The 19,391-nt window shown below is 62.7% G+C and carries 22 protein-coding genes; 12 read left to right on the top strand and 10 right to left on the bottom strand.

Going from position 1 to position 19,391, the window contains the following annotated elements:
• Window positions 1-125 precede the first annotated feature (125 nt).
• A complete protein-coding gene (locus FJ942_RS13530) occupies window positions 126-632 on the top strand; it encodes a DUF1993 family protein (RefSeq protein ID WP_140656037.1) in 507 nt (168 codons plus the stop codon).
• Window positions 633-690: 58 nt separating this feature from the next.
• On the opposite strand, the gene FJ942_RS28510 is transcribed toward FJ942_RS13530, so the two are convergent.
• Entirely contained in the window at window positions 691-1,020 is a 330-nt protein-coding gene (locus FJ942_RS28510; protein ID WP_181169915.1) for a hypothetical protein, read from the bottom strand.
• 219 nt (window positions 1,021-1,239) lie between these two features.
• Between FJ942_RS28510 and FJ942_RS13520 the strand changes: the two genes are divergently transcribed.
• Complete coding sequence (locus tag FJ942_RS13520; protein WP_140494990.1) at window positions 1,240-1,707, top strand: hypothetical protein; 468 nt, start codon at window positions 1,240-1,242, stop codon at window positions 1,705-1,707.
• Window positions 1,708-1,828: 121 nt separating this feature from the next.
• A complete protein-coding gene (locus FJ942_RS13515) occupies window positions 1,829-2,896 on the top strand; it encodes an aldo/keto reductase (RefSeq protein ID WP_140517684.1) in 1,068 nt (355 codons plus the stop codon).
• 133 nt (window positions 2,897-3,029) lie between these two features.
• Here the strand turns inward: FJ942_RS13515 and FJ942_RS13505 are convergent, their stop codons facing one another.
• From FJ942_RS13505 to FJ942_RS13465, 9 genes are all read right to left on the bottom strand, one after another.
• Window positions 3,030-4,058: a histone deacetylase family protein gene (locus tag FJ942_RS13505; protein WP_140897943.1), complete on the bottom strand. Its 1,029-nt coding sequence runs from the start codon at window positions 4,056-4,058 to the stop codon at window positions 3,030-3,032.
• Window positions 4,055-4,561, bottom strand: coding sequence for a GNAT family N-acetyltransferase (locus tag FJ942_RS13500; RefSeq protein WP_140517682.1), 507 nt, complete (start codon window positions 4,559-4,561; stop codon window positions 4,055-4,057). The genes FJ942_RS13505 and FJ942_RS13500 overlap by 4 nt, the downstream gene beginning before the upstream one ends.
• A gap of 52 nt (window positions 4,562-4,613) precedes the next feature.
• Window positions 4,614-5,543: a 3-keto-5-aminohexanoate cleavage protein gene (locus tag FJ942_RS13495; protein ID WP_140637925.1), complete on the bottom strand. Its 930-nt coding sequence runs from the start codon at window positions 5,541-5,543 to the stop codon at window positions 4,614-4,616.
• A gap of 4 nt (window positions 5,544-5,547) precedes the next feature.
• The gene (locus FJ942_RS13490) at window positions 5,548-6,933 is read right to left on the bottom strand and encodes an aspartate aminotransferase family protein (protein ID WP_140897941.1); all 1,386 of its coding nucleotides are present in this window, start codon (window positions 6,931-6,933) and stop codon (window positions 5,548-5,550) included.
• Between the two features lies 1 nt (window position 6,934).
• Complete coding sequence (locus tag FJ942_RS13485; RefSeq protein WP_140493773.1) at window positions 6,935-8,575, bottom strand: N,N-dimethylformamidase beta subunit family domain-containing protein; 1,641 nt, start codon at window positions 8,573-8,575, stop codon at window positions 6,935-6,937.
• Window positions 8,576-8,583: 8 nt separating this feature from the next.
• Window positions 8,584-9,348 (bottom strand): amino acid ABC transporter ATP-binding protein, encoded by a 765-nt coding sequence (locus FJ942_RS13480; protein WP_140493771.1) that lies wholly within the window; start codon window positions 9,346-9,348, stop codon window positions 8,584-8,586.
• Window positions 9,345-10,004 (bottom strand): amino acid ABC transporter permease, encoded by a 660-nt coding sequence (locus FJ942_RS13475; protein ID WP_140650691.1) that lies wholly within the window; start codon window positions 10,002-10,004, stop codon window positions 9,345-9,347. Before FJ942_RS13475 ends, FJ942_RS13480 begins: the two co-directional genes overlap by 4 nt.
• 13 nt (window positions 10,005-10,017) lie before the next feature.
• A complete protein-coding gene (locus tag FJ942_RS13470) occupies window positions 10,018-10,665 on the bottom strand; it encodes an amino acid ABC transporter permease (RefSeq protein ID WP_140517677.1) in 648 nt (215 codons plus the stop codon).
• Window positions 10,666-10,727: 62 nt separating this feature from the next.
• Complete coding sequence (locus FJ942_RS13465) at window positions 10,728-11,510, bottom strand: ABC transporter substrate-binding protein (protein WP_140650685.1); 783 nt, start codon at window positions 11,508-11,510, stop codon at window positions 10,728-10,730.
• A 135-nt stretch (window positions 11,511-11,645) separates the two neighbouring features.
• Here FJ942_RS13465 and FJ942_RS13460 point away from each other — a divergent pair, with 135 nt between their 5' ends.
• The 9 genes from FJ942_RS13460 to FJ942_RS13420 all read left to right on the top strand — a co-directional run bounded on the left by FJ942_RS13460 (window position 11,646) and on the right by FJ942_RS13420 (window position 19,267).
• Window positions 11,646-12,605, top strand: a complete 960-nt coding sequence (locus FJ942_RS13460; protein WP_140896734.1) for a LysR family transcriptional regulator — start codon at window positions 11,646-11,648, stop codon at window positions 12,603-12,605.
• Window positions 12,606-12,733: 128 nt separating this feature from the next.
• Entirely contained in the window at window positions 12,734-12,982 is a 249-nt protein-coding gene (locus tag FJ942_RS13455) for a ParB N-terminal domain-containing protein (protein ID WP_006206067.1), read from the top strand.
• A gap of 206 nt (window positions 12,983-13,188) precedes the next feature.
• Window positions 13,189-14,145, top strand: a complete 957-nt coding sequence (locus FJ942_RS13450; protein WP_140561001.1) for an alpha/beta hydrolase — start codon at window positions 13,189-13,191, stop codon at window positions 14,143-14,145.
• A 148-nt stretch (window positions 14,146-14,293) separates the two neighbouring features.
• Window positions 14,294-14,689: a GFA family protein gene (locus tag FJ942_RS13445; protein WP_140517705.1), complete on the top strand. Its 396-nt coding sequence runs from the start codon at window positions 14,294-14,296 to the stop codon at window positions 14,687-14,689.
• A gap of 244 nt (window positions 14,690-14,933) precedes the next feature.
• Window positions 14,934-15,131, top strand: a complete 198-nt coding sequence (locus FJ942_RS13440; RefSeq protein ID WP_140493757.1) for a hypothetical protein — start codon at window positions 14,934-14,936, stop codon at window positions 15,129-15,131.
• Between the two features lie 257 nt (window positions 15,132-15,388).
• The gene (locus FJ942_RS13435; RefSeq protein ID WP_140517674.1) at window positions 15,389-16,261 is read left to right on the top strand and encodes an undecaprenyl-diphosphate phosphatase; all 873 of its coding nucleotides are present in this window, start codon (window positions 15,389-15,391) and stop codon (window positions 16,259-16,261) included.
• A 207-nt stretch (window positions 16,262-16,468) separates the two neighbouring features.
• Window positions 16,469-17,095 (top strand): transglutaminase-like cysteine peptidase, encoded by a 627-nt coding sequence (locus FJ942_RS13430; RefSeq protein ID WP_140517673.1) that lies wholly within the window; start codon window positions 16,469-16,471, stop codon window positions 17,093-17,095.
• 132 nt (window positions 17,096-17,227) lie between these two features.
• Window positions 17,228-18,013 carry a phosphodiester glycosidase family protein gene (locus tag FJ942_RS13425; protein WP_140517672.1) on the top strand — a complete coding sequence of 262 codons (786 nt, stop codon included), beginning with the start codon at window positions 17,228-17,230 and terminating at the stop codon, window positions 18,011-18,013.
• 171 nt (window positions 18,014-18,184) lie between these two features.
• Window positions 18,185-19,267 carry a GH25 family lysozyme gene (locus FJ942_RS13420; protein ID WP_140517671.1) on the top strand — a complete coding sequence of 361 codons (1,083 nt, stop codon included), beginning with the start codon at window positions 18,185-18,187 and terminating at the stop codon, window positions 19,265-19,267.
• Window positions 19,268-19,391 lie beyond the last annotated feature (124 nt).

Genomic DNA, 19,391 nt, shown 5'->3' with positions numbered 1-19,391 from the left:
TAACGGAGATTCTACCACGGTGATTGCGGCGACGTGGTGACGCCTTGCGGGTATCGCTTGAAGAATCGCCCGGGAAGGCGCTAGTTCGCGCTCGCGGCGCTTCAACTGCCCCGGGAGATAATTGCGTGACCCTATCCATGTATGAAGTATCGGTGGCTGTGTTTTCGGCCCGGTTGAAAGCGCTGTCCAGCGTGCTGTCCACGGCCGAACAGAACGCCGGCGAGCGCAAGATCGACCCGCAGGTGTTCTTGACGGCGCGGCTGGCGCCCGACATGTTCGCGTTGACCAGGCAGGTGCAGATCGCCACCGACCATGCCAAGGGAGCCCCATCGCGGCTCGCCGGCCGGGAGGTTCCCAAATACGAGGACAACGAGGCGAGCTTTGCCGAATTGCAGGCGCGCATCGCCAAGACGCTTGACCATCTGGCGACGTTCTCCGCGGCCGATCTGGAAAGTTCGGACGAGCGAATTGTCGAGGTCAGGCTCGGCGGGCGCGAGGTTTCGATGGCCGGTCTGCAGTACCTCCTGCATCTGGCCATGCCCAACTTCTATTTCCACCTCACCACCGCCTACGACATTCTTCGCCATAATGGTGTGCCGCTGGGCAAGGCAACGTTCCTGGGCTCGCGTTGACGGATCACGCCTTCAAGGGGGTGCCCGGCCGGAGCCGGAATATCCCTGGCTGGCCGAACTAGCGGACGGACATTTCGCGGGCGACGCGCGGGAAATCGGCGGGCTTGATGCCGATGTCGGCGCGGTCCGCATTGCTCATGGAATGCAGCAGCGCGAGCGCGGCACGATAACGCAGATGTTCCTGCGGCCGTGGCCGTGCGAACATTTCAGTGAAGAACCCCATAATCCAGGCCCCTGTGGACCTCCCAGCGTCCGAGTATAGGGGATTCGTGACAATTGTGCAGTGCAGCATTTGCATGCCTGCCATGCTCAGCAAAATTTTCTGCCATGATCCTGCATCGCCTGAAACTTTCGCAGATCGCGAATCGTATCCCTGTTGCTGGCACATGGCCGGTTTTTCCTCGCCGCTTCTGGCGAATTCCGGACTGCACCAACCGCAGTCCGGCTTTTTGTGACTGACCGGGCGTGGTCCAGCCCCGTAAACCTTCAATTGTTAAAATCGGCGGCATGCATTTTTAACGAGCGGACCCTAAGGTGGATGTCTCGGACACACCGTGAGACTGGGGAGGCTGACATCGTTACCAGCGCCAAGCGGGATTTCGCTTCGTTGCTCGATGATCTCTTCGTTGCCTCCGACAAGGACGGGGGAGGCGAAGAGGCCGCCACTCGCCCGTCGATTCCGTTTGACTATCTTTCCGTCGCCGACGAGCTCCATTCGGGCCGCATCAAGGTTTCTGGCAGCGGATTTGCCACGGAATATCGCGAGGCAGGCGCGGATCTCGCCGCAGAATTCGCGGCCCTGCTCGATCATGCGAAGCTGGCACTTGCGGGCGAAGAGACAAGGCCCGAAGAAAAACTGCCGCCGATCGATCCCGAATCGATTGCCGTGGAATTGGGATTGGACACGCCTAAGGCTGTCGCCGATTTTGGCCGCATGCGCCGCAGCTTCGCCTTTTCGAACCATCCCGATCGCGTCGCGCCGCACCTGCGCCAGCGCGCCATGATCCGCATGCAGGTGGCTAACATGCTGATCGACGAGGCCAAGCGGCGCGCCCTGGCAGGGGCTCGCCGCTAGCGCAGTCTGGTTCACGCAAAAGTCGGTTTGCCGAGGCTTGGAGAGCGCCTCTGCTTTCTTGTAGGATGAAAATTCCTTCCCCGCGCAGCCGCGCAAGCTTTTCCCGCCGGAGCACACTTCCATGCACAAACGCCGTCTCGGTCGGACCGATCTTCTTGTCACCCAGATCTGCCTCGGTTCGATGACCTGGGGCCAGCAGAACACCGAAGCCGACGGCCACGCCCAGATGGACCTGGCCTTTTCGCGCGGGGTGAATTTCATCGACACTGCCGAGCTCTACCCGATCCCGCCCAAGGCGGAGACGCAAGGGCGGACCGAGAAGATCATCGGCAGCTGGATGAAGGCAAAGGGCAACCGCGACAAGGTGATACTCGCCTCCAAGGTCGTCGGTCGCACCGCAAACAGCTGGTTTCGCGGCGACAGGCCGTCGCAGCTGGTGCGCGCCGATATCTTCGATGCCGTCGACAAGTCCCTGGCCAGGCTCGGCACGGACTATGTCGATCTCTACCAGATCCACTGGCCGGAGCGGGACATACCCTGGGGCGCCAATCCGACGCGCGTCGGGGCCGTGGCGCGCCGCGCTGATTCCGTCGGGGCGCCGACCGGAGAAACGCCGATCGCGGAGACGCTTGCCGTCTTCGATGACCTGGTGAAGGCCGGAAAGATCCGCCATTTCGGCCTGTCCAACGAGAGTTCCTGGGGCGTCATGCGCTTCATTGCAGAGGCTGACAAAGCTATTGGTCCACGGGTCGCCTCGATCCAGAACGCCTATAATCTGGTCAACCGGACCTTCGAGGTGAACCTCGCCGAAGTCTGCGATCGCGAAGAGGTCTCGCTGCTTGCCTATTCGCCGCTCGCGCAGGGCTATCTCTCAGGCAAATACGATCACGGCGCGCGCCCGCAGGGGTCGCGCTCGCAGCTCTTCAACCGCGGCCAGCGTTACGAGACCCCCAATGCCGCCGAGGCGCAGCTTGAATACAACGAGCTGGCGCGCTCCTTCGGCCTGGAGCCGGCGCTGTTCGCCAACGCCTATGTATCGAGCCGGCCCTTTGTCACGTCGAACATCATTGGCGCGACGACCATTTCGCAGCTGGAAATGGCGCTGTCTTCAGTGGAGGTTGTCTGGACCGAAGAGATGCAGAAGGCAGTGGACGCCATTCATCAGCGGGTCGGCAATCCCTGTCCTTGATCGACTCGGAAGTTGAATTATCTGGGAATAACAGCGCGATGGAGACGATGGTGGATTTTCCGATCGAAACATTGCGTGGAAAATTTCCCGCTCTCGCTCTGACCGATGGAGGTCTCAGGCGCAGCTCGACCTGTCAGCGTGCCTTGGTGCCGAACCCGGTCAGGAAAGCGGTGAGGTTGTCACAGAGTTCGTCGCAGAGATAGCCGCCTTCCTGAACGATTGTCGTCGGCAGGCCGAGCTTGGCGATGGCTTCGCCGATGCGCGAGAAACCTGGCGTCGTCACCGAAAGCCCGCCGAACGGATCACCCTCGAATGCGTCGAGCCCGAGCGCCACGACCAGCGCGTCGGGCGCGAAGGCGCGGATACGCTGGAACGCCACCTGAAGCGCTTCCAGAAACGCCGCGTCGGCGGATTTGCGTGGCAAGGGCAGGTTGAAATTATAGCCGAGACCGGGGCCTTCGCCGCGCTCGTCGGCATGTCCCCAGAAGAACGGATAGAAGCGCACCGGGTCGGCATGCAGCGACACGGTGAGCACGTCGGGCCGCGCATAGAAGATGCCTTGCGTGCCGTTGCCGTGATGCAGATCGACATCGAGGATCGCAACCCGTGCCGCTTGGCGGCGCAGTACCTGTGCTGCGACGGCCGAATTGTTGATGAAGCAGAAGCCGCCGGCGACGTCGGCGAACGCATGGTGACCGGGGGGGCGGCAAAGCGCATAGGTGGCCGGCGCGCCCGCCATCACCGCTTCCGCCGCCTCGACCGCGCTCCAGGCGCTCCACAGCGCGCTTTGCCAGGTCTCGCCAGAGATCGGGCAGGCCGTGTCGGCCATGTGGTACCCAGCCTGGCCGACCGCGGAGGCCGGATAGGAGCCGTTGCGCGCGATCGGGTGAATGTTGGGGATCACTTCAGCCGAGGCACCCTCGATGCGTTGCCAACGCGTGTAGATATGCTCCAGGAAATCGAGATATTCGGGCGTGTGCACCGCCGCGACCGGACCAAGTCCGTGATTGCGCGGCCGCTCGATCGTGCAGCCGGCCGATTTTGCGCCTGCTAACAATCTCTCGACGCGCTCCGGCTTTTCGGGATTGGGCTGCGGGGCGCCGCTGGAAAGGAAAGCCTTGGGGTCGTGGCGCTTCTGCTCCTGCGCGTAGAAGGCTTTCATTCTTTTTCCTCCGGCGCGTCGGCAAAGGCGAAGAAAGCGTCGCCGATGATCTTCTGCGTCTGCTCGTAGCTCGACCAGGCGATGCCCAGCCTTTCATAAAAGGCCTTTGCGCTCTCATTGTCGGTATCGACGGACAATCTGAGATAAGCGCCGCCTTGCTTGCGGCACTCGGTCGCGACGCGCCGCAGCAGGCGCTCGCCGATCCTGCGACCGCGAAACCGGTCCTCGACATAGAGGTCCTGCACATAGACGCCGGGCCGCCCCATCCAGGTCGAGAAGATCGGGAAATAGAGGCACAGTCCGGCGAATTCGCCATCGACTTCGGCGATCAGGGTCGAGAAGGCAGGTCTTTCGCCAAAGCCCCAGGTCCTGAGATCGTCTGGCGTTGAGACGATTTCTTCGGGCGCGCCGATATGGGTGCCGAGCTTCAGAATTGCGGCATGGATGGTTTCGACGTCTTCGATTCGTCCGGGGCGGAGGAGGATTTTTTCCGGACTTGTCATGGCAAGCAGGGAGCCAAGGTGTGACGGAGCACTATCATCTCAGCCAGTCGCATTAAAACGCTACCCTGTCGCCACCCTTCAGCGCCAGCATGTCGCGTGCTTCGGCCGGGGTGGCAACCTCCAGCGACAGTCCATCGAGAATGCCACGGATACGGCGCACCTGATCGGCATTGGATTTCGCCAGCTGGCGGCCGTCGTAGAGACTGTCTTCGAGCCCGACACGGACATTGCCGCCCATGGCCGCGGCGATAGAGATCAGCGGCATCTGGTGGCGGCCCGCGGCCAGCACCGAGAACTGGTAGCTGTCGCCGAACAGCTTGTCGGCGATGCGCTTCATGTGGATGAGATTGTCCGGATCGGCGCCAATGCCGCCAAGAATACCCAGCACGAACTGGATGAACAGCGGCCCCGACACCAGCCCCCGGTCGCGGAAATGCGCCAGCGAATAGAGATGGCCGACATCGTAGCACTCGAATTCGAAACGCGTGCCGCAGCCCTTGCCCAGTCTCTCGAGAACGCCCTCCATATCGGCGAAGGTATTCTTGAAGATCGTGTCGCGTGTGGCTTCCAGCAGCTTCGGTTCCCATTCGTGTTGCCATTCCCTTGGCTTGTCGAGCATCGGGAACAGCGCGAAATTCATCGAGCCCATGTTGAGCGAACACATTTCGGGCTCGGCCCGCAAAGGTGCCGCCAGCCGCTGGTCCAGCGTCATCAGGGAGGAGCCGCCGGTTGTGATGTTGATCACCGCCGACGTCGCCTGCTTGATGCGCGGCAGGAACTGCATGAACACGTCCGGATCGGCCGTAGGCCGTCCGTCTTTTGGGTCGCGGGCATGCAAGTGCAGGATCGAGGCGCCGGCCTCGGCCGCGGCGATGGCATCCGCCGCGATCTGGTCCGGCGTTACCGGCAGATAAGGCGACATGGACGGTGTATGCACCGAGCCGGTGACGGCGCAGGTGATGATGACCTTTCTCGGCGCCATTGTTTTATCCCCGGCCTTCGACCGGAAGGTCGAGTTCGGCAGCCAGAACTTCGAGCGAGTCGCCGATGATGGAGATGATCTCGCCGACCTGCTCGCTGGTGACGATCATCGGTGGTGCGACCATGAAATTGTCGCCGTCGACACCGCCCTTGACCTTGCGGCCATAGATGATCAGCCCGCGCTCATAGGCGAGGTCGAGCAGGCGCTGCGTCGCCTTCCTGCTCTGGTCGATCGGCCGCAGCGTTTCGGGATCGGCAAGCATCTCGGCGCCGGTGAGCAGGCCCTTGCCGCGCACGTCGGCGATGAACGGGAAGCGCTTGGCTAGCTCTCGCAATCCGTCCATCAGCACATCGCCCATGGCGGCGGCATTGGCGATCAGGTCGAGGCGGTCCATTTCGCCGAGCACGGCCAGCCCTGCGGCGCAGGCGAGCGGATTGCCGGCATAAGTATGGCCGTGCTGGAAGCCGCCGGAGGCGAGCAGCGGCTGCACCAGCCGCATCGGCGCCGCCAGCGCGCCGAGCGGCGCGTAACCCGATCCCAGGCCTTTTGATAGCGCGACGATGTCCGGCTTGCAGTTCCAATGGTCGCCGCCGAGGAATTTTCCCGTGCGGCCGGCGCCGCTCATCACTTCGTCATGGATGAGCAGGATGCCGTAGCGGTCGCAGATTTCGCGGATGCGCCCATAATAACTGTCCGGCGCGACAAGCGCCGCTGTCGCCGCGCCGCCGATCGGTTCCATGATGAAGGCGACCACGCTCTCCGGCCCCTCGGCCAGGATCTTCTCCTCCAGCATGTCGGCATAGCGGAGACCGCGCTGTTCCATCGAGAGATTGTCGCGGTTGCGCCAGGCCGCCGGTGCCGGCACGGTCGGCATCACCCGCATCATTGGCGTGAAGGTCTCGGCCAGCGCGTAGTCGCCGGTGATCGACAGTGAACCCAGCGTGCCGCCGTGATAGGAGGGGAAGCGCGTGATCACCTTCCAGCGGCTGGCTTGGCCGGTGGCCACCGCCCACTGCCGCGCCAGCTTAATGCAGGATTCGGTCGCTTCCGAGCCGCCTGAGACGAAGAAGATGCGATCCATGCCTTCGGGCAGCTTGCCGGCCAGCTCACGCGCCAGCTCTTCTGCCGGTTCGTTCTCGAAATGCAGCCGGTAGGCGAAGGTGGCGCGGTCCATCTGCCGCTTCATGGCGTCGAGCACATTGCGGTTGGAATGACCGATATTGGCGACCATCGGGCCGCTTGATCCGTCGATGAAGCGGCGGCCGTCCTGCGTCCACATATAGATGCCCTCGGCACGGTCGATCAGCGGCCGGCGCAGGCTGGAGAGGTAGAACAGATGCGATTGGCGCCGGGCGTCAATGTCCGGGGCGGCGGTCTGGGCTTTCGACATGTCAGGACTTTCCGAGATAACGATCGAGGACATTTTGGGTAACGCGTTCGACCATCGGGTCCTGCCTCAGCAGGCCGGCGACCCATTCGCAGCTTCCGGCGTGGAAGACCTCGCCCTTGCCGCGCGGGAAATTGACGATCATGCCGTTGCCGCGTTTGACTTTTTCCAGATTGGCGTCGCTCCGATCGCCGAACAGCGTCTCGGCGCTGAAGCGACCATCCTCGTCGGTGAGAAACTGATCCTCGATCGGGATATCGGCGCTTTCCTCGACCTGGCTGGCCATGCCGACGGCGAGAACCTGCAAGCCGTCCGGTGCGCCGCTGGTCGCGGTCGGGTAGGGAAGGCCGCCGCGGATTTCGAAATCCAGCCCGTCGACCTCATAGCCATAGACATGGCTGTCGGCGCCAAGCAGGTCGCCATAGTAGATGCCGGTTCCGGCAAAGGCCCAGTGCTCGGGCCGATACACGGGAAAGCCGCGCACGCCGCGTGGCGCGCAGCCGCCCCATCCGGCATAGAGGCCGCGTGTGGCGTTGAGCCCGAAGGTCGCCGAACCCGGCCGGCCGATCTCGGGCGCCTCCCAGGAATTGGTGGCGCGGGTGACGTCGCCGCCGCGATAGGCGGGGTCCTCGGCCCGGGCGCGGTATTTGTAGCAGACCTGCCGCCGGCCTTCATCCTCCAGCCGCGTCTGCCACATGAAGTTGCCGGCGAAGCGCGCCGCATGGCCGCCACGTTCGACGTAGCTGTCGACCGCATCGCGCATTTCCCAGGTCCAGTACTCGTCATGGCCGACAAAGACGGCGCAGTCGTAGCCATCGAGAATGTCGGGCGAGAAATGCAGATCGTGCTGGCTGGCGAGATCGACGGCGTAGCCCGCCCGTTCGGCGAAGCGGAAGAAGTGGCTGTCATAGCTCGCCCAGCCCGACGATGCGTATTTCTTCGAATGGCCGGTGGCGAGCGCCCATTCCATGTGTGGATAGCGCGGCACTGTCTTCGGCGGCACCGCGACTTCCAACGGCACACGCGGCGCCTCCTTGGGCAGCACGACGAAGCCGCGGCACCAGGGGCGCTGCGTCGAGACGATCGGAGAATATTCGTTACGGTCCGGCCCGGTGATGCCCTGGTAGTGATTGGAGCCGCCCCAGGTGTTGTAGGCGAGCCAGGTGCCTGTCGCCGCCACCTGCAGCACACGGCCTGGCTTCTTGCCGGGCAGGGGCGCGACGATGAAAAGATGATGGGATTGGATCGGCTTGCCGTCGCGGCCTTCAGCAGTCAGCGTCACCCGGTAAGCGCCGGACGGCCAGTCGCTGCCGACGCTGAATTCGAACGAGGCTTCCCAGCCGCAGCCTTCGGCCGAGCACTGGTCTGGACTTTCCTGCCAACGCGCCGCAATGCCGGACTTCTCGAACACCTTTGTCTCGGTGCCGCCGTCGCGGACGATCGTCATGCTGAAGGACGGAGCCGTCGAACTGACATGCAGCGTCACTGTCTCGCCGGCGCGGTAGGAAAAGCGGTCGCTGTAGCACCAGATTTCGCCGCGCTCGCCATCCATGCCCGGCCACTCATAATAGTGGCCGCGCACTGCGTGCCGGCGCTGCTCCGGCGTCAGTCCGAAATCGGGGAATTCAGTGGTCAATCTGGTCATCGTCGTACTCAGGCGGAAAGGTATTTCTTGAGGAAGGTGCGGGTGCGTTCTTTTTGCGGGGCGCGGAAGATGTCGCCCGGCGGGCCTTCTTCCACCACCACGCCGCCATCCATGAACAGCACCCTGTCGGCCACTTCGCCGGCAAAGCGCATTTCGTGCGTTACGATGAGCATGGTCATGTGCTCGGCGGCAAGCTGCTTCATCACCGCGTTGACCTCGTCGACCAGCTCCGGATCGAGCGCCGAGGTGGCCTCGTCGAACAGCATCACCTTGGGCTGCATGGCCAGCGCGCGGGCAATCGCGACGCGCTGCTTCTGCCCGCCCGAAAGACGCGAGGGATAGGCGTCGATCTTGTCGGAGAGCCCGACCTTGGACAAAAGACCAAGCGCCAGCGCACGAGCTTCGGCTTTCGGCATGCTTTTCAGGATCACCGGCCCCATCGTGATGTTCTCGATCACGGTCAAATGCGGGAACAGGTTAAAGTGCTGGAACACCATGCCCATCTGCTGGCGCACCTTGTTGATGTGCCTTTCGAACGCCTGGCCATGCAGCTTCTGGTTGACCTGCAGGCCGTCCAGCCAGACCTCACCGCTGTTCAAACCCTCGAGATGGTTGATGGAACGCAGCAGCGTGCTCTTGCCGGAGCCGCTCGGGCCGATGATTGCGACGATCTGCCCACGTTCGACCGATAGGTCGATACCTCTGAGGACCTCGACGGCGCCAAACGATTTGCGTGCGCCGCGGACCTCGACCATCGGCCGCTGCGTGCTCATCGGGAAACCTCCACATGTCTTTCGAACCTATGCAGGGCCGCTTCGAGCGCGAGGTTGAGAATGTAGTAGAGCGCGGCGGCAGTGATGTAGAATTCGAAAGGGCGAAACGTTTCGCTGATCGCCAGTTGCGCCGAGTGAACCAGCTCGGCAATGCCGATGACCGAGACGATGGAGGATTCCTTCAACAGCGCGATCAAATTGCTGCCGATCGGCGGCGCCGTGTTGCGGATGGCCTGCGGTATCACGACATGGCGCAGCGTCTGCCACTTGCCGAAGCCGATGCTGCGTGCACCTTCCGTCTGGCCGACATCGACGGCCACGATGCCCGCGCGGATGACATCGGCATTGTAGACGGCAAAATGCAGTCCAAGGCCGACAATGCCGGCCACGAGGGCAGGGATGTCGATGCCGACCTGCACCAGGCCAAAATAGATCAGGAAGAGCTGCAACAGCAGCGGCGTGCCCATGAACACCCACATGAAGGCGCGCACGGGGTAGGCCAGGATTGCCGGCGCGTAGAGTACGACAACCGCAAAGAAGATGCCGCCGGCGAAGCTAAGCGCTCCAGCCGAGACCGTCAGCACTGATGTCCACCAGGCGCCGGTCAGCAGAAGATCCCAGTAGGGCGCGACGACGGTGAAATCCAGGCCTTGCATTGTTTTCCGCCCCTCAGATGATTGCGAAGCGCTTGTCGAGCATGTCGACGATACGGGCGACGGCATAGACCATGACCATGTAGAGCAGGGCCGCGACGCCGAAGATCTCGAACGGCTTGTAGGTGGAGCCGATGAAGCGCTGGGCGGTGTAGGTCAATTCCACGACCGAGATGGTGGACACCAGGGCCGAGCCTTTCAACAGCGCGACCGTGTTGACGCCAAGCGGGCGGATCATCAGCCGGGCGGCTTGCGGCAGCACGACCTTGCGCAAGGTCTGGAACCGGCCGAATCCGATTGTGCGGGCCGCCTCCGTCTGGCCCCGGTCGACCGCCACCACCGCGCCTCGGATTGACTCCGCCATATAGGCGCCGATGTTGAGGCCGAGGCCGATCACGCCGGCCGCGAACGGATCCAGATTGATGCCGATCTGCGGACCGCCGAAATAGAGCACGAAGAGCTGGATCAGGCACGGTGTGCCACGGAACAGGCTCACATAGAGCGTGCCGATGGCCCGCAGGACCGCCGATCTCGACATTCTTGCGGTCGCGGCCAGTGCTGCCACGGCCAGCCCCAGAACCAGGGCCAGCGCTGTCAGTTCCAGCGTCACCAAGGCGGCTTCCACGAAGAACGGGAAGACGCGCTGCATCAAGGAGAAATCCATGGAATGGCCCGGCGCAGTGGCTTTCGGCTTCAGGCGGCCTGGACCGCCGAAGCCTGGCGAAGTTAGCGGATGTCGCTGCCTACCCAGTGCATCGATATCTTCTCGTAGGTACCATCGGCCATCATGCCGTCCAGCGCCTTCTGCATGGCGGCCTTGAGCTCGGGATTGTCCTTGCGGATGGCGATGCCGATGGCGACGCTGCCGCCTTCGATACCCGGCGTGTCGAGCTTGCGTACCTTCTCGCCGGTCTCCTTGACGGCGACCATGACCGGAATGTTGTCGACGACGATGGCGTCGACGCGGCCCGCCTTCAGCTCAAGCAGCAATTCCGGCAGCCCCTTATAGGTGCGGATGTCCCAGCCGCCCTGTTGGCGCGCCCATTTCTCATGCGTTTCGCCGAGCGTCACGCCAAGGGTCTTACCTTTGAGATCGTCGAGGCTCTGCACCTTGGAATCCTGGTTGACGAAAACCGCACGGCCGGCGTGGTAGTAGGGGCCGACGAAATCGACCACCTTCTCACGCTCCGGCGTGATCGTCATCGAGCCGACCACGGTGTCGTATTTGTTGGCGAGCAGGCCGGCGATGATGCCGTCCCAGGCGGTCGTGATGATGGTGCCCTTGACGCCGATGCGCTCGGCGACGGCCTTGCCGATATCGGCGTCGAAGCCGACGACCTCGTTCTGGTCGTTGACGAAGTTGAAGGGGGGATACTGCCCGCTCATGGAAATCTTCAATTCGCCCGCCGCCTTGACCTTCTCGAGGTCATCGGCCCTGGCCGACACGTTAGCGAAGGAAGACGCAAACAGCAGCGCCGCGACGGCAATGCCGGAAAATACCTTGTTCATTTGAAACCTGTCCTCTGGATGGAGCGCGAAGGCTTGTTCTTGGGAGGCGTTGGGGCGCACTCCTGACGGCAATGATTGCCTTTGCGGTAGCATTGCGCAAATAGATAATGGAAATAGGGAGCATAGATATCAGAAATGGCATTGCCGCGCCCCGAACGGCTGGTCTGGGATCTGGACTGGAACCTTTTGCGGACATTCGTCGTCATCGCGGAGGTGAAGAGCATAACGCGTGCCGCCGAGAGGCTGAACCTCAAGCAGCCAAGCGTCAGCAATGCGCTGCGGCGGCTGGAAGACCGGGTCGGCCGGCGGCTGGTCGAACGCGATGCGACGCGCTTCGAGCTCACCGAGGTTGGACGGCTTCTCTACGAGCAGAGCATCGAGGTGTTCGGCACCATATCGCAGCTGCCGCTCTTGATGCGCGGCATCAGCGACGATGTCACCGGCCACGTCATGATCGCGACCGCCAGCCATGTGGTCTCGCCGCTGTTCGATCGGGCGCTGTCGGAATTCCACCGCAACTATCCGCGCGCCAGCATCACCATTTCGGTCGCGGCAAGCATCGAAGTGGCCAAGCAGGTGAGGGAGCGCCGTGCTTCGTTTGGCGTCTGCCTGGTCAGCCAGCGCGATCCGGCGCTGCAATACGACATGGTCTATCGCGAGTTCTTCGGCTTCTTTTGCGGGCCGCGGCACAGGCTCTATGGGCAAACCGGACTGACGCTCGCCGATCTCCGCGACGAGCCGTCAGTATCGTTCCAGACCGACCATATTTCGGATGCGCTGCGGCCGGTCGCACTGTTGCGTAGCGAAGCACGGCTGAACGCCGATGTCGTGGGCGTTTCGTCGAGCCTGGAGGAGGTGCGGCGCATGATCGTCGCCGGGCTCGGCATCGGCCCGCTGCCGCTGCATGTGGCGCGGCGCGATGTGGCCGACGGCGCGCTGTGGCGGCTGCCGCCCTATGATGCGCCGCCGGCCATCGATATCTTCCTGCTGGTCAATCCGGACAAGGCGATGAACCGCGCCGAGAAGGCGTTGCTGTCAGGGCTGCAGGCGCTGATTGCCGAGACGCCGCTCGAGGACCGTATCTACAAAGGCTGATACGCAATATCGACTGCGCGGCGGCAGACAAACCCGGTTGCCTCCGCCCTATTCGTCGCCACGCCCTTGGCCCTCGTCAACAAAGCGACTATCTCAGGACAAGGCGGCGTTCCGCCCGGGGGGTCGACATGCTCAGAGTGCAGAAGGTCAAGGTCGACGACATCTACGTGCCGACGGCGCGTAAGAAGACGCTGCATCCCGAGACGGTCCGTCATCTCGCCGAGGACATTCTGGAAAATGGCATGAAGATGCCGATCCAGGTCCGTCACGACGGCAAGCGTCATATCCTGGTAGAAGGCCTGCATCGGCTGGAAGCGGCCAAGTGGCTCGGCGAGACCGAGATCGATGCCTATCTGGTGCAAGCCAAGCGCCACTGACGCGTCCTCGATTTCGCCGTTGGTCCTCATCCACGGGAAAGCCCCAGAATTTCTCCTTGATGATGTCGGTTTGCATTTCGCTGGTTCGTCCTTGGGACGGAAGCCGGTCAGACCAATATTCTCGATCGGTTTTCGCGCGGGTTGGGGCCGATGCACCAGCCAGCTCAAGAACGCACCGACACACGGACAGACTGGAGGAGATTGATATGTCCAAAGCCCTGCTTTTCGCCATTCTTGCTTCGGCCGCGGCGCTTCTCGCCTGTCCGGGCATCGCCAACGCAAACGAGGTAAAATCTGCCATGACGACCGAAGCGAAGACACCGCCGAAGCCGGAAAAATCCGGCCTGCTGCCGATCAACGGCCTGAATTACTATTATGCCGTCCACGGCAAAGGCGAGCCGCTGCTTCTGCTGCATGGCGGTCTCGGCACAGCGGACATGTTCGCCCCCATTCTGCCGAAGCTTGCCGAACATCGCACTGTCATCACCGTCGACCTGCAAGGCCATGGCCGCACCGCGCTTGGCGACCGGCCGTTCACGCTGGAGGCGATGGGCGACGACATGGCTGATATCGTCAAACGGCTTGGTTACGGCGAGGTCGACGTCATGGGTTATTCTCTGGGCGGCGGCGTCGCCTTCCGGATGGCCGTCCAGCACCCCGAAACGGTGCGCCGGCTTGTGCTGGTCTCGACCGGCTATGCCGCCGACGGTTTCTATGACGAGATGCGCCCGCAGCAGGCGCAAGTGAGCGCGGCAGCGGCCGATTTCATGAAGGACACGCCGATGTACAAATCCTACGTCGCCGTGGCGCCGCATCCCGAGGAGTTCCCGAAGCTGCTCGACACGCTCGGCAACTTCATGCGCCAGAACTACGACTACTCGGCCGATGTTCCCAAGCTGAAGATGCCGGTCATGCTGGCCTACGGCGACAGCGACATGTACAAGCCCGAGCACGAGATCAAGTTCTACCAGATGCTCGGCGGCGGTTTGAAGGACGCGGGCTGGATGCGTGAAAACCTGTCGCGGAACCGCCTGGCGATCCTGCCCAATCGCACCCACTACGACGTCTTCTTCGCTCCAGAGCTGACGGCCGCCGCGCTGCCGTTCCTCAACGGCGAGACCAAGGTGAAGAGCTGGGACGAGGTGGTCGGCGAAACCGAATAGCTTGCCGGCATTGGCTGCCGGCGGTCTCCCTCGAGGCGGCCGGCAGTTTTATCGCTGCAGTCGATGGGATCGTATCAATGCTTTTGAATTGACCCGATATCCGGCCTCGATAGTCTCGCATCAAATCTTCTCGGGAATGGATACGGCAATGGCTAACTATCAGGGCGGATGCCTGTGCGGGGCGGTGCGTTATCGCGCCGACGTCGAGCCCGTCAACGAACGCATCTGCCATTGTCGGCTTTGTCAAAAGGCGATCGGCGCCGCCTTCAATGCGCGTGTGCTGTTTCGCATCGACGATGTGACGGTCGAAGGGCCGTTGGCGACCGCGAACAGCTCGCCGGATATTAAACGCGGGTTTTGCCCAAGCTGCGGTACGACGATGTTTTCGCGGCGCGATGCCGCCGGCATTATAGGCGTCACCACCGGGTCACTCGACGATCCATCCGTCTTCAAACCGCAGATGCACATCTGGACCGCCTCCAAGCAGCCCTGGGTGGCGCTCGATGACGGCTTGCCGCAGCACGAAGGCGCGCCGCCTGCCTGAGGTCTCCGGCCTCCCTTCCCGCCTTATGAAAGAAGGTGGATCGGCGCTTGAGCGCCGAAACCGATGAGCTGTGCCGGATGAAGCGGGCCAACAGAAGGGTGAAATTACGTGACCGTGACAAAAATTAATCGAAACAGTCACGAAATAACCGAAACAGTCACGCGAAAGCCGGCAAAGCGTCATTGGCGAGCCATCATTGTCTCCCTATTTAACCGGTGCGGGCCGGCATTCGAGGAGACGACGGATGAACGACAGCATCAGTACCCTGGACGAGCTTTTGAGCGATCCGATGGTCCTGCTTGTGATGGAGCGCGATCGTGTGCGCCCGGAACAGGTGCGCATGCTGCTCGAACGGGCGCGTCGGCCTTCCGTCGAGGAGCCGGTTGTGCCGCCGGCGCACGTGATCGCCAGGGCGTGCCAGAAACTCTGGCTGTGCCCCTGATCGCATCGTGATTTCCTCCAGTTTTTGCAGGCCGACCCGCCGGGCCGGTCTGGCCACTGCCTGGTGCTGCCAACGCGCCGAGGCGGCGCGGTGTTGATATTCGAACGCGCCTTCCGCACTCGCTGACGCCCATTCCCGGGTGCCAGTTCACAAATCCGTAAATTGATTTTCCGTCCCATGGCGGTATGGCTTGCCCAGGGGCCGATCGCCCCAGTCGTTCCCCGCGCAACTCCGATCTCTCTGACATGGAATTCGACATGGCCGACAGCTGCATGCAAGGCATGGACATGGGCTTTGTCGGCCTGGGCTACGCCAAGGTCGCATTTCTCGGCTTGGTGCAAGGCATCACCGAACTGCTGCCAATTTCCTCGACCGCCCACATGCGCGTCGTCCCGGCGATGCTGGGCTGGCAGGATCCCGGCTCCGCTTTCTCCGCCGCCATGCAGCTTGCGGCCCTCGCCGCGGTGATCAGCTACTTCTGGAACGATGTCAGGGACATCCTGTCCGGTTCGGTCAGTGCCTTGAAACGGCGCGATTTGGCCGACCGACATTTCCGGCTGGCGCTCTGGATCGTGCTGGCGACGATCCCGATCGTCATCGCCGGCGTGGCTCTGTCTGGCCTTCTCAACGCCTGCAATTCGCCGCTGCGCGGCCTCGGGGTCATCGGCTGGGCCTGCATCGTCATGGCACTCCTGCTGGCGCTGGCCGAACTCCGTGCCCGCCATGCGCGCACCATGGGCCAGGCCTCCATGGCCGATGCGCTGCTCGTCGGCATCGCCCAAATCGGCGCATTGATCCCGGGCGTCTCGCGGTCCGGTTCGACCTTGACGGCAGCACTGGGGCTCGGCTTTAAGCGGGAAGAAGCGGCGCGCTTTTCATTCCTGCTGGGGCTGCCGGCCATCGCACTCGCCGGTCTCAAGGAGCTCTGGGAACTGCACAAGGCCCATCTCGATGCCCATGGCTGGTCGATCCTCGCGGTCGGCCTGGTCGTCGCCTCGCTATCCGCCTTCTTCGCCATATGGGGCCTGATGCGCGTGCTGGAACGCTTCTCAGCCTGGCCTTTCGTCATTTATCGCGGCGTGCTCGGCATCGCCTTGCTGCTGGGCCTGGCGATGGGATGGCTTGCCTGAAGCAATCCCGGAAAGCGCGCAGCGGTTTTCCGCGGCGTCAAACAAGGGACTAAAAGGCAACTCCAGGAATGTGCGAGCCGGTGTTGCTTCGGCGCAACCCCGGTCGGGCATGCGTCGATCGCCAAAGATGTGATCGGCCGCCTTCATTGACTCCAGGCAAAATCCATCTTTAACGTTCTGTTAACAAAAATAGATGGGTGGGGCCGTATGGCATCCTCGGTGGGTTGGCGCCGCAAGGCGAGGGGTTTGGGGTTTGCGTTGGCGCTGACGGCTTTTTGTTCGGCCGCGGGTTTGGCGAATGCGGGACCGCTTTCCATGACTATCGGCGGGCAAACCTCCCAGCCGATCGGGCACTATGATTTTTGCAAGGTCCATTCTGCCGAATGCTCCATCCGCTCGCCCGCCAACGCTCCGGAGAGCATGACCGGCCAGCTGTTGCGGGAAATTTCCGCCGTAAATCTCTCGGTCAACACCCGCGTCAAGCCGATGAGCGACATGGACAACTACGGCAAGGATGAGTGGTGGGCCTACCCCGATAACGGGTTTGGCGACTGCGAAGACTACGCGCTTGAAAAGCAGCGCGAGCTCCAGGCCGCCGGCATTGCAATCGCCAATCTGCTGATGACGGTGGTGCGCAAGCCGGACGGCGAAGGCCACGCCGTGCTTACGGTGCGCACCGACAAGGGCGATTTCGTCCTCGACAATCTCAGCGACAAGGTTCGCCTCTGGAACCAGACAGGCTATCGCTACCTGAAGAGACAGGCGAGCGACAACAGCGGTCGCTGGGTTTCCATCCTTGGCGGCGACGAGCGGCTCGTCAGCTCTGTTCAATGATGTCGCCGATGTCTTGCGTCGGCAGCCGCACTTCGACCTTGGCCGTTTGATCCATTCCCGCTTGGGACCGTTCTTGCGTCGTGCCGGCGAATGCTGGCGGCGGCTCGTTGGAACCGGCAATCCGGTGCGCGCATGGATCTTTTGACTGTCCTCCAATCCGCGCCATTACTGCTCGCGCTGATCAAGACCGCGCTGCCGTCGGCGGCGGCGATCGGCATGGGAGTCGGCCAATGGTTCGCCTCGTTGCCGCCGTGCCGCGATTTCGTCTTCGAGGTCACCAGCTACCTGGTCTGCGAGGTCGATCCCAGGCAATATCGGATCGAATTGTTCTGGAAGGATCCGGCCGGCAAGCCCTATCAATCGCTGCACAATCTCGACGATGCCCAGCGGCGGGCCGGGCGCACGATGCTGTTCGCCATCAATGCCGGAATGTACCATCCAAACCTCGCGCCGGTCGGCCTGTATGTCGAGCGCGGGCAGGAACTGGCCTCGGCGAAGGTCGGGTCGGGAAGCGGCAATTTTTCGCTCCAGCCCAATGGTATTTTCTACATCAGCGACGGCAAGGCCGCGGTCCGCGCGACAAGGGATTTCTTAGAGAAGCGTCCGCCCACCGATTATGCCACGCAGTCCGGGCCGATGCTGGTGATCAACGGCAAGTTGCACCAGAAATTCCGGGCCGACAGCACCTCGCGCAAGACGCGCGACGGTGTCGGGGTGCGAAAGGACGGCGTCGTCGTCTTCGCCATTTCGAATGGCACGGTGACATTCCATGCATTCGCACGCCTGTTTCGCGACGGGCTCGGCTGCGACAATGCGCTGTTCCTCGACGGGTCGATATCGAGCCTGCTCGCGCCGGCCATCGGCCGCAATGACGACTACTGGAACCTGGGGCCGATGATCGGCGTCTTCAGGCGATAGGATCGGCAGGCCTAGATTGCGCTTGTCACCGCGCACGGCCGACACTCGGAACCGTGCCCAACATGCTTAAAAACTTGATTCAATCTTTATTGGTAATTTCTCGTTCATAACTAGACCTGGTTTGTCCGTCGGCCGTTGCCTTCGGTCTGTTGTGTTTGAGTACAGGTCCAGATGCGGTTACCAGGCGCCGTCAGTTTCGTGATCGCAACGCTGTGCCTTGCCGGCTGCTCGTCGACATCCGGCATGGACGCGCTGGACATCCAGAAGCCGTCGAACGAGATCACCAACTCGGTGGTGCGACCAAGCGCGCCGATCGCATCCGCCCCAGTGACCAAGGCCGAACGGAGAATGGCAGCCGAACGCAGGATGGCGGAAGCCATGCCGGTGGACGAGAATGTCCGACCTTACGGCCTGGCGGAGGAAGAGACGGTGGCGTTTCCGGCGCCCGACCTGCCGGACAGCGTCGAGCCGCCGGTCGTCGAGCCGGCGGCGCTTGTATCGCCGCCGAAGCTCTTGTCACGGGCGGCACCGCCGATGCTGGCCGGGCCTGTCACGCGCTACGGCTTTCGCGATGCCAAGCCGATCAATTTCGGCCGCTCTTCGCCGCGACACCTTGCCGTGCATGGCGTCGACGTGTCGCGCTGGCAAGGCAACGTCAACTGGGAGAAGCTGCGCGCCCAGGGCGCCAATTTCGCCTATATTAAAGCGACCGACGGCGGCGACCATCTCGATCCGATGTTCACCAGGAATTGGCGCAACGCCGACGCCGCAGGGCTGAAGCGCGGCGCCTATCACTTCTTCTACTGGTGCCGCACCGCCGGCGAGCAGGCCGACTGGTTCATCCGCAACGTGCCCAGGGTCGAGGGCGCCTTGCCGCCGGTGATCGATGTCGAATGGAATGGCGAATCCAGCTGCAAGCGGCGGCCGTCGCGCGAAAAGGTGCTGGAGAAGATGCAGGTGTTCATGGACAAGCTTGAACGCCATTACGGCCAGCGGCCCATCATCTACACCGCGCCCGATTTCTACCGCGACAATCTTCGCGGCGAATTCCTCGATTATTCGTTCTGGCTGCGCGCCGTGGCGCAGCACCCCTCAAAGGTCTATCCCGGCCGCAAATGGCTGTTCTGGCAATATTCCGGCTCCGGCCTATCGCATGGCGTCACCGGCCGCATCGACCTCAACGTCTTCCACGGCGACGAGCGCCAATGGCGCGCCTGGGCCGGCGGCCGGCAGATGGTGGCCGACGCGGATTGAAACAAGCCATCAGGCTTGGCGTGCTTCGCTCTCCCAGGTCTCCGCCGGTTTGGCCAGCAAATGGGAGACGATGATGAGCATCCGCGGAGGCTTCGGCCGTTTCAGCGAATAAGCAAGACATTGC

Source organism: Mesorhizobium sp. B2-4-2 (assembly GCF_006442845.1).
In the GTDB taxonomy this organism is placed as follows: domain Bacteria; phylum Pseudomonadota; class Alphaproteobacteria; order Rhizobiales; family Rhizobiaceae; genus Mesorhizobium.
Note: the sequence above shows the minus strand (reverse complement) of the source record. Positions and strands in the feature narration are given on the sequence as shown.

Excerpts from the sequence above, each read along its gene's own strand:
- FJ942_RS28510 (WP_181169915.1), bottom strand. The coding sequence starts at position 1,020 with ATGTGCCAGCAACAGGGATACGATTCGCGATCTGCGAAAGTTTCAGGC.
- FJ942_RS13515 (WP_140517684.1), top strand. The coding sequence starts at position 1,829 with ATGCACAAACGCCGTCTCGGTCGGACCGATCTTCTTGTCACCCAGATC.
- FJ942_RS13505 (WP_140897943.1), bottom strand. The coding sequence starts at position 4,058 with ATGAAAGCCTTCTACGCGCAGGAGCAGAAGCGCCACGACCCCAAGGCT.
- FJ942_RS13500 (WP_140517682.1), bottom strand. The coding sequence starts at position 4,561 with ATGACAAGTCCGGAAAAAATCCTCCTCCGCCCCGGACGAATCGAAGAC.
- FJ942_RS13495 (WP_140637925.1), bottom strand. The coding sequence starts at position 5,543 with ATGGCGCCGAGAAAGGTCATCATCACCTGCGCCGTCACCGGCTCGGTG.
- FJ942_RS13490 (WP_140897941.1), bottom strand. The coding sequence starts at position 6,933 with ATGTCGAAAGCCCAGACCGCCGCCCCGGACATTGACGCCCGGCGCCAA.
- FJ942_RS13485 (WP_140493773.1), bottom strand. The coding sequence starts at position 8,575 with ATGACCAGATTGACCACTGAATTCCCCGATTTCGGACTGACGCCGGAG.
- FJ942_RS13480 (WP_140493771.1), bottom strand. The coding sequence starts at position 9,348 with ATGAGCACGCAGCGGCCGATGGTCGAGGTCCGCGGCGCACGCAAATCG.
- FJ942_RS13475 (WP_140650691.1), bottom strand. The coding sequence starts at position 10,004 with ATGCAAGGCCTGGATTTCACCGTCGTCGCGCCCTACTGGGATCTTCTG.
- FJ942_RS13470 (WP_140517677.1), bottom strand. The coding sequence starts at position 10,665 with ATGGATTTCTCCTTGATGCAGCGCGTCTTCCCGTTCTTCGTGGAAGCC.
- FJ942_RS13465 (WP_140650685.1), bottom strand. The coding sequence starts at position 11,510 with ATGAACAAGGTATTTTCCGGCATTGCCGTCGCGGCGCTGCTGTTTGCG.
- FJ942_RS13460 (WP_140896734.1), top strand. The coding sequence starts at position 11,646 with ATGGCATTGCCGCGCCCCGAACGGCTGGTCTGGGATCTGGACTGGAAC.
- FJ942_RS13455 (WP_006206067.1), top strand. The coding sequence starts at position 12,734 with ATGCTCAGAGTGCAGAAGGTCAAGGTCGACGACATCTACGTGCCGACG.
- FJ942_RS13450 (WP_140561001.1), top strand. The coding sequence starts at position 13,189 with ATGTCCAAAGCCCTGCTTTTCGCCATTCTTGCTTCGGCCGCGGCGCTT.
- FJ942_RS13445 (WP_140517705.1), top strand. The coding sequence starts at position 14,294 with ATGGCTAACTATCAGGGCGGATGCCTGTGCGGGGCGGTGCGTTATCGC.
- FJ942_RS13440 (WP_140493757.1), top strand. The coding sequence starts at position 14,934 with ATGAACGACAGCATCAGTACCCTGGACGAGCTTTTGAGCGATCCGATG.
- FJ942_RS13435 (WP_140517674.1), top strand. The coding sequence starts at position 15,389 with ATGGCCGACAGCTGCATGCAAGGCATGGACATGGGCTTTGTCGGCCTG.
- FJ942_RS13430 (WP_140517673.1), top strand. The coding sequence starts at position 16,469 with ATGGCATCCTCGGTGGGTTGGCGCCGCAAGGCGAGGGGTTTGGGGTTT.
- FJ942_RS13425 (WP_140517672.1), top strand. The coding sequence starts at position 17,228 with ATGGATCTTTTGACTGTCCTCCAATCCGCGCCATTACTGCTCGCGCTG.
- FJ942_RS13420 (WP_140517671.1), top strand. The coding sequence starts at position 18,185 with ATGCGGTTACCAGGCGCCGTCAGTTTCGTGATCGCAACGCTGTGCCTT.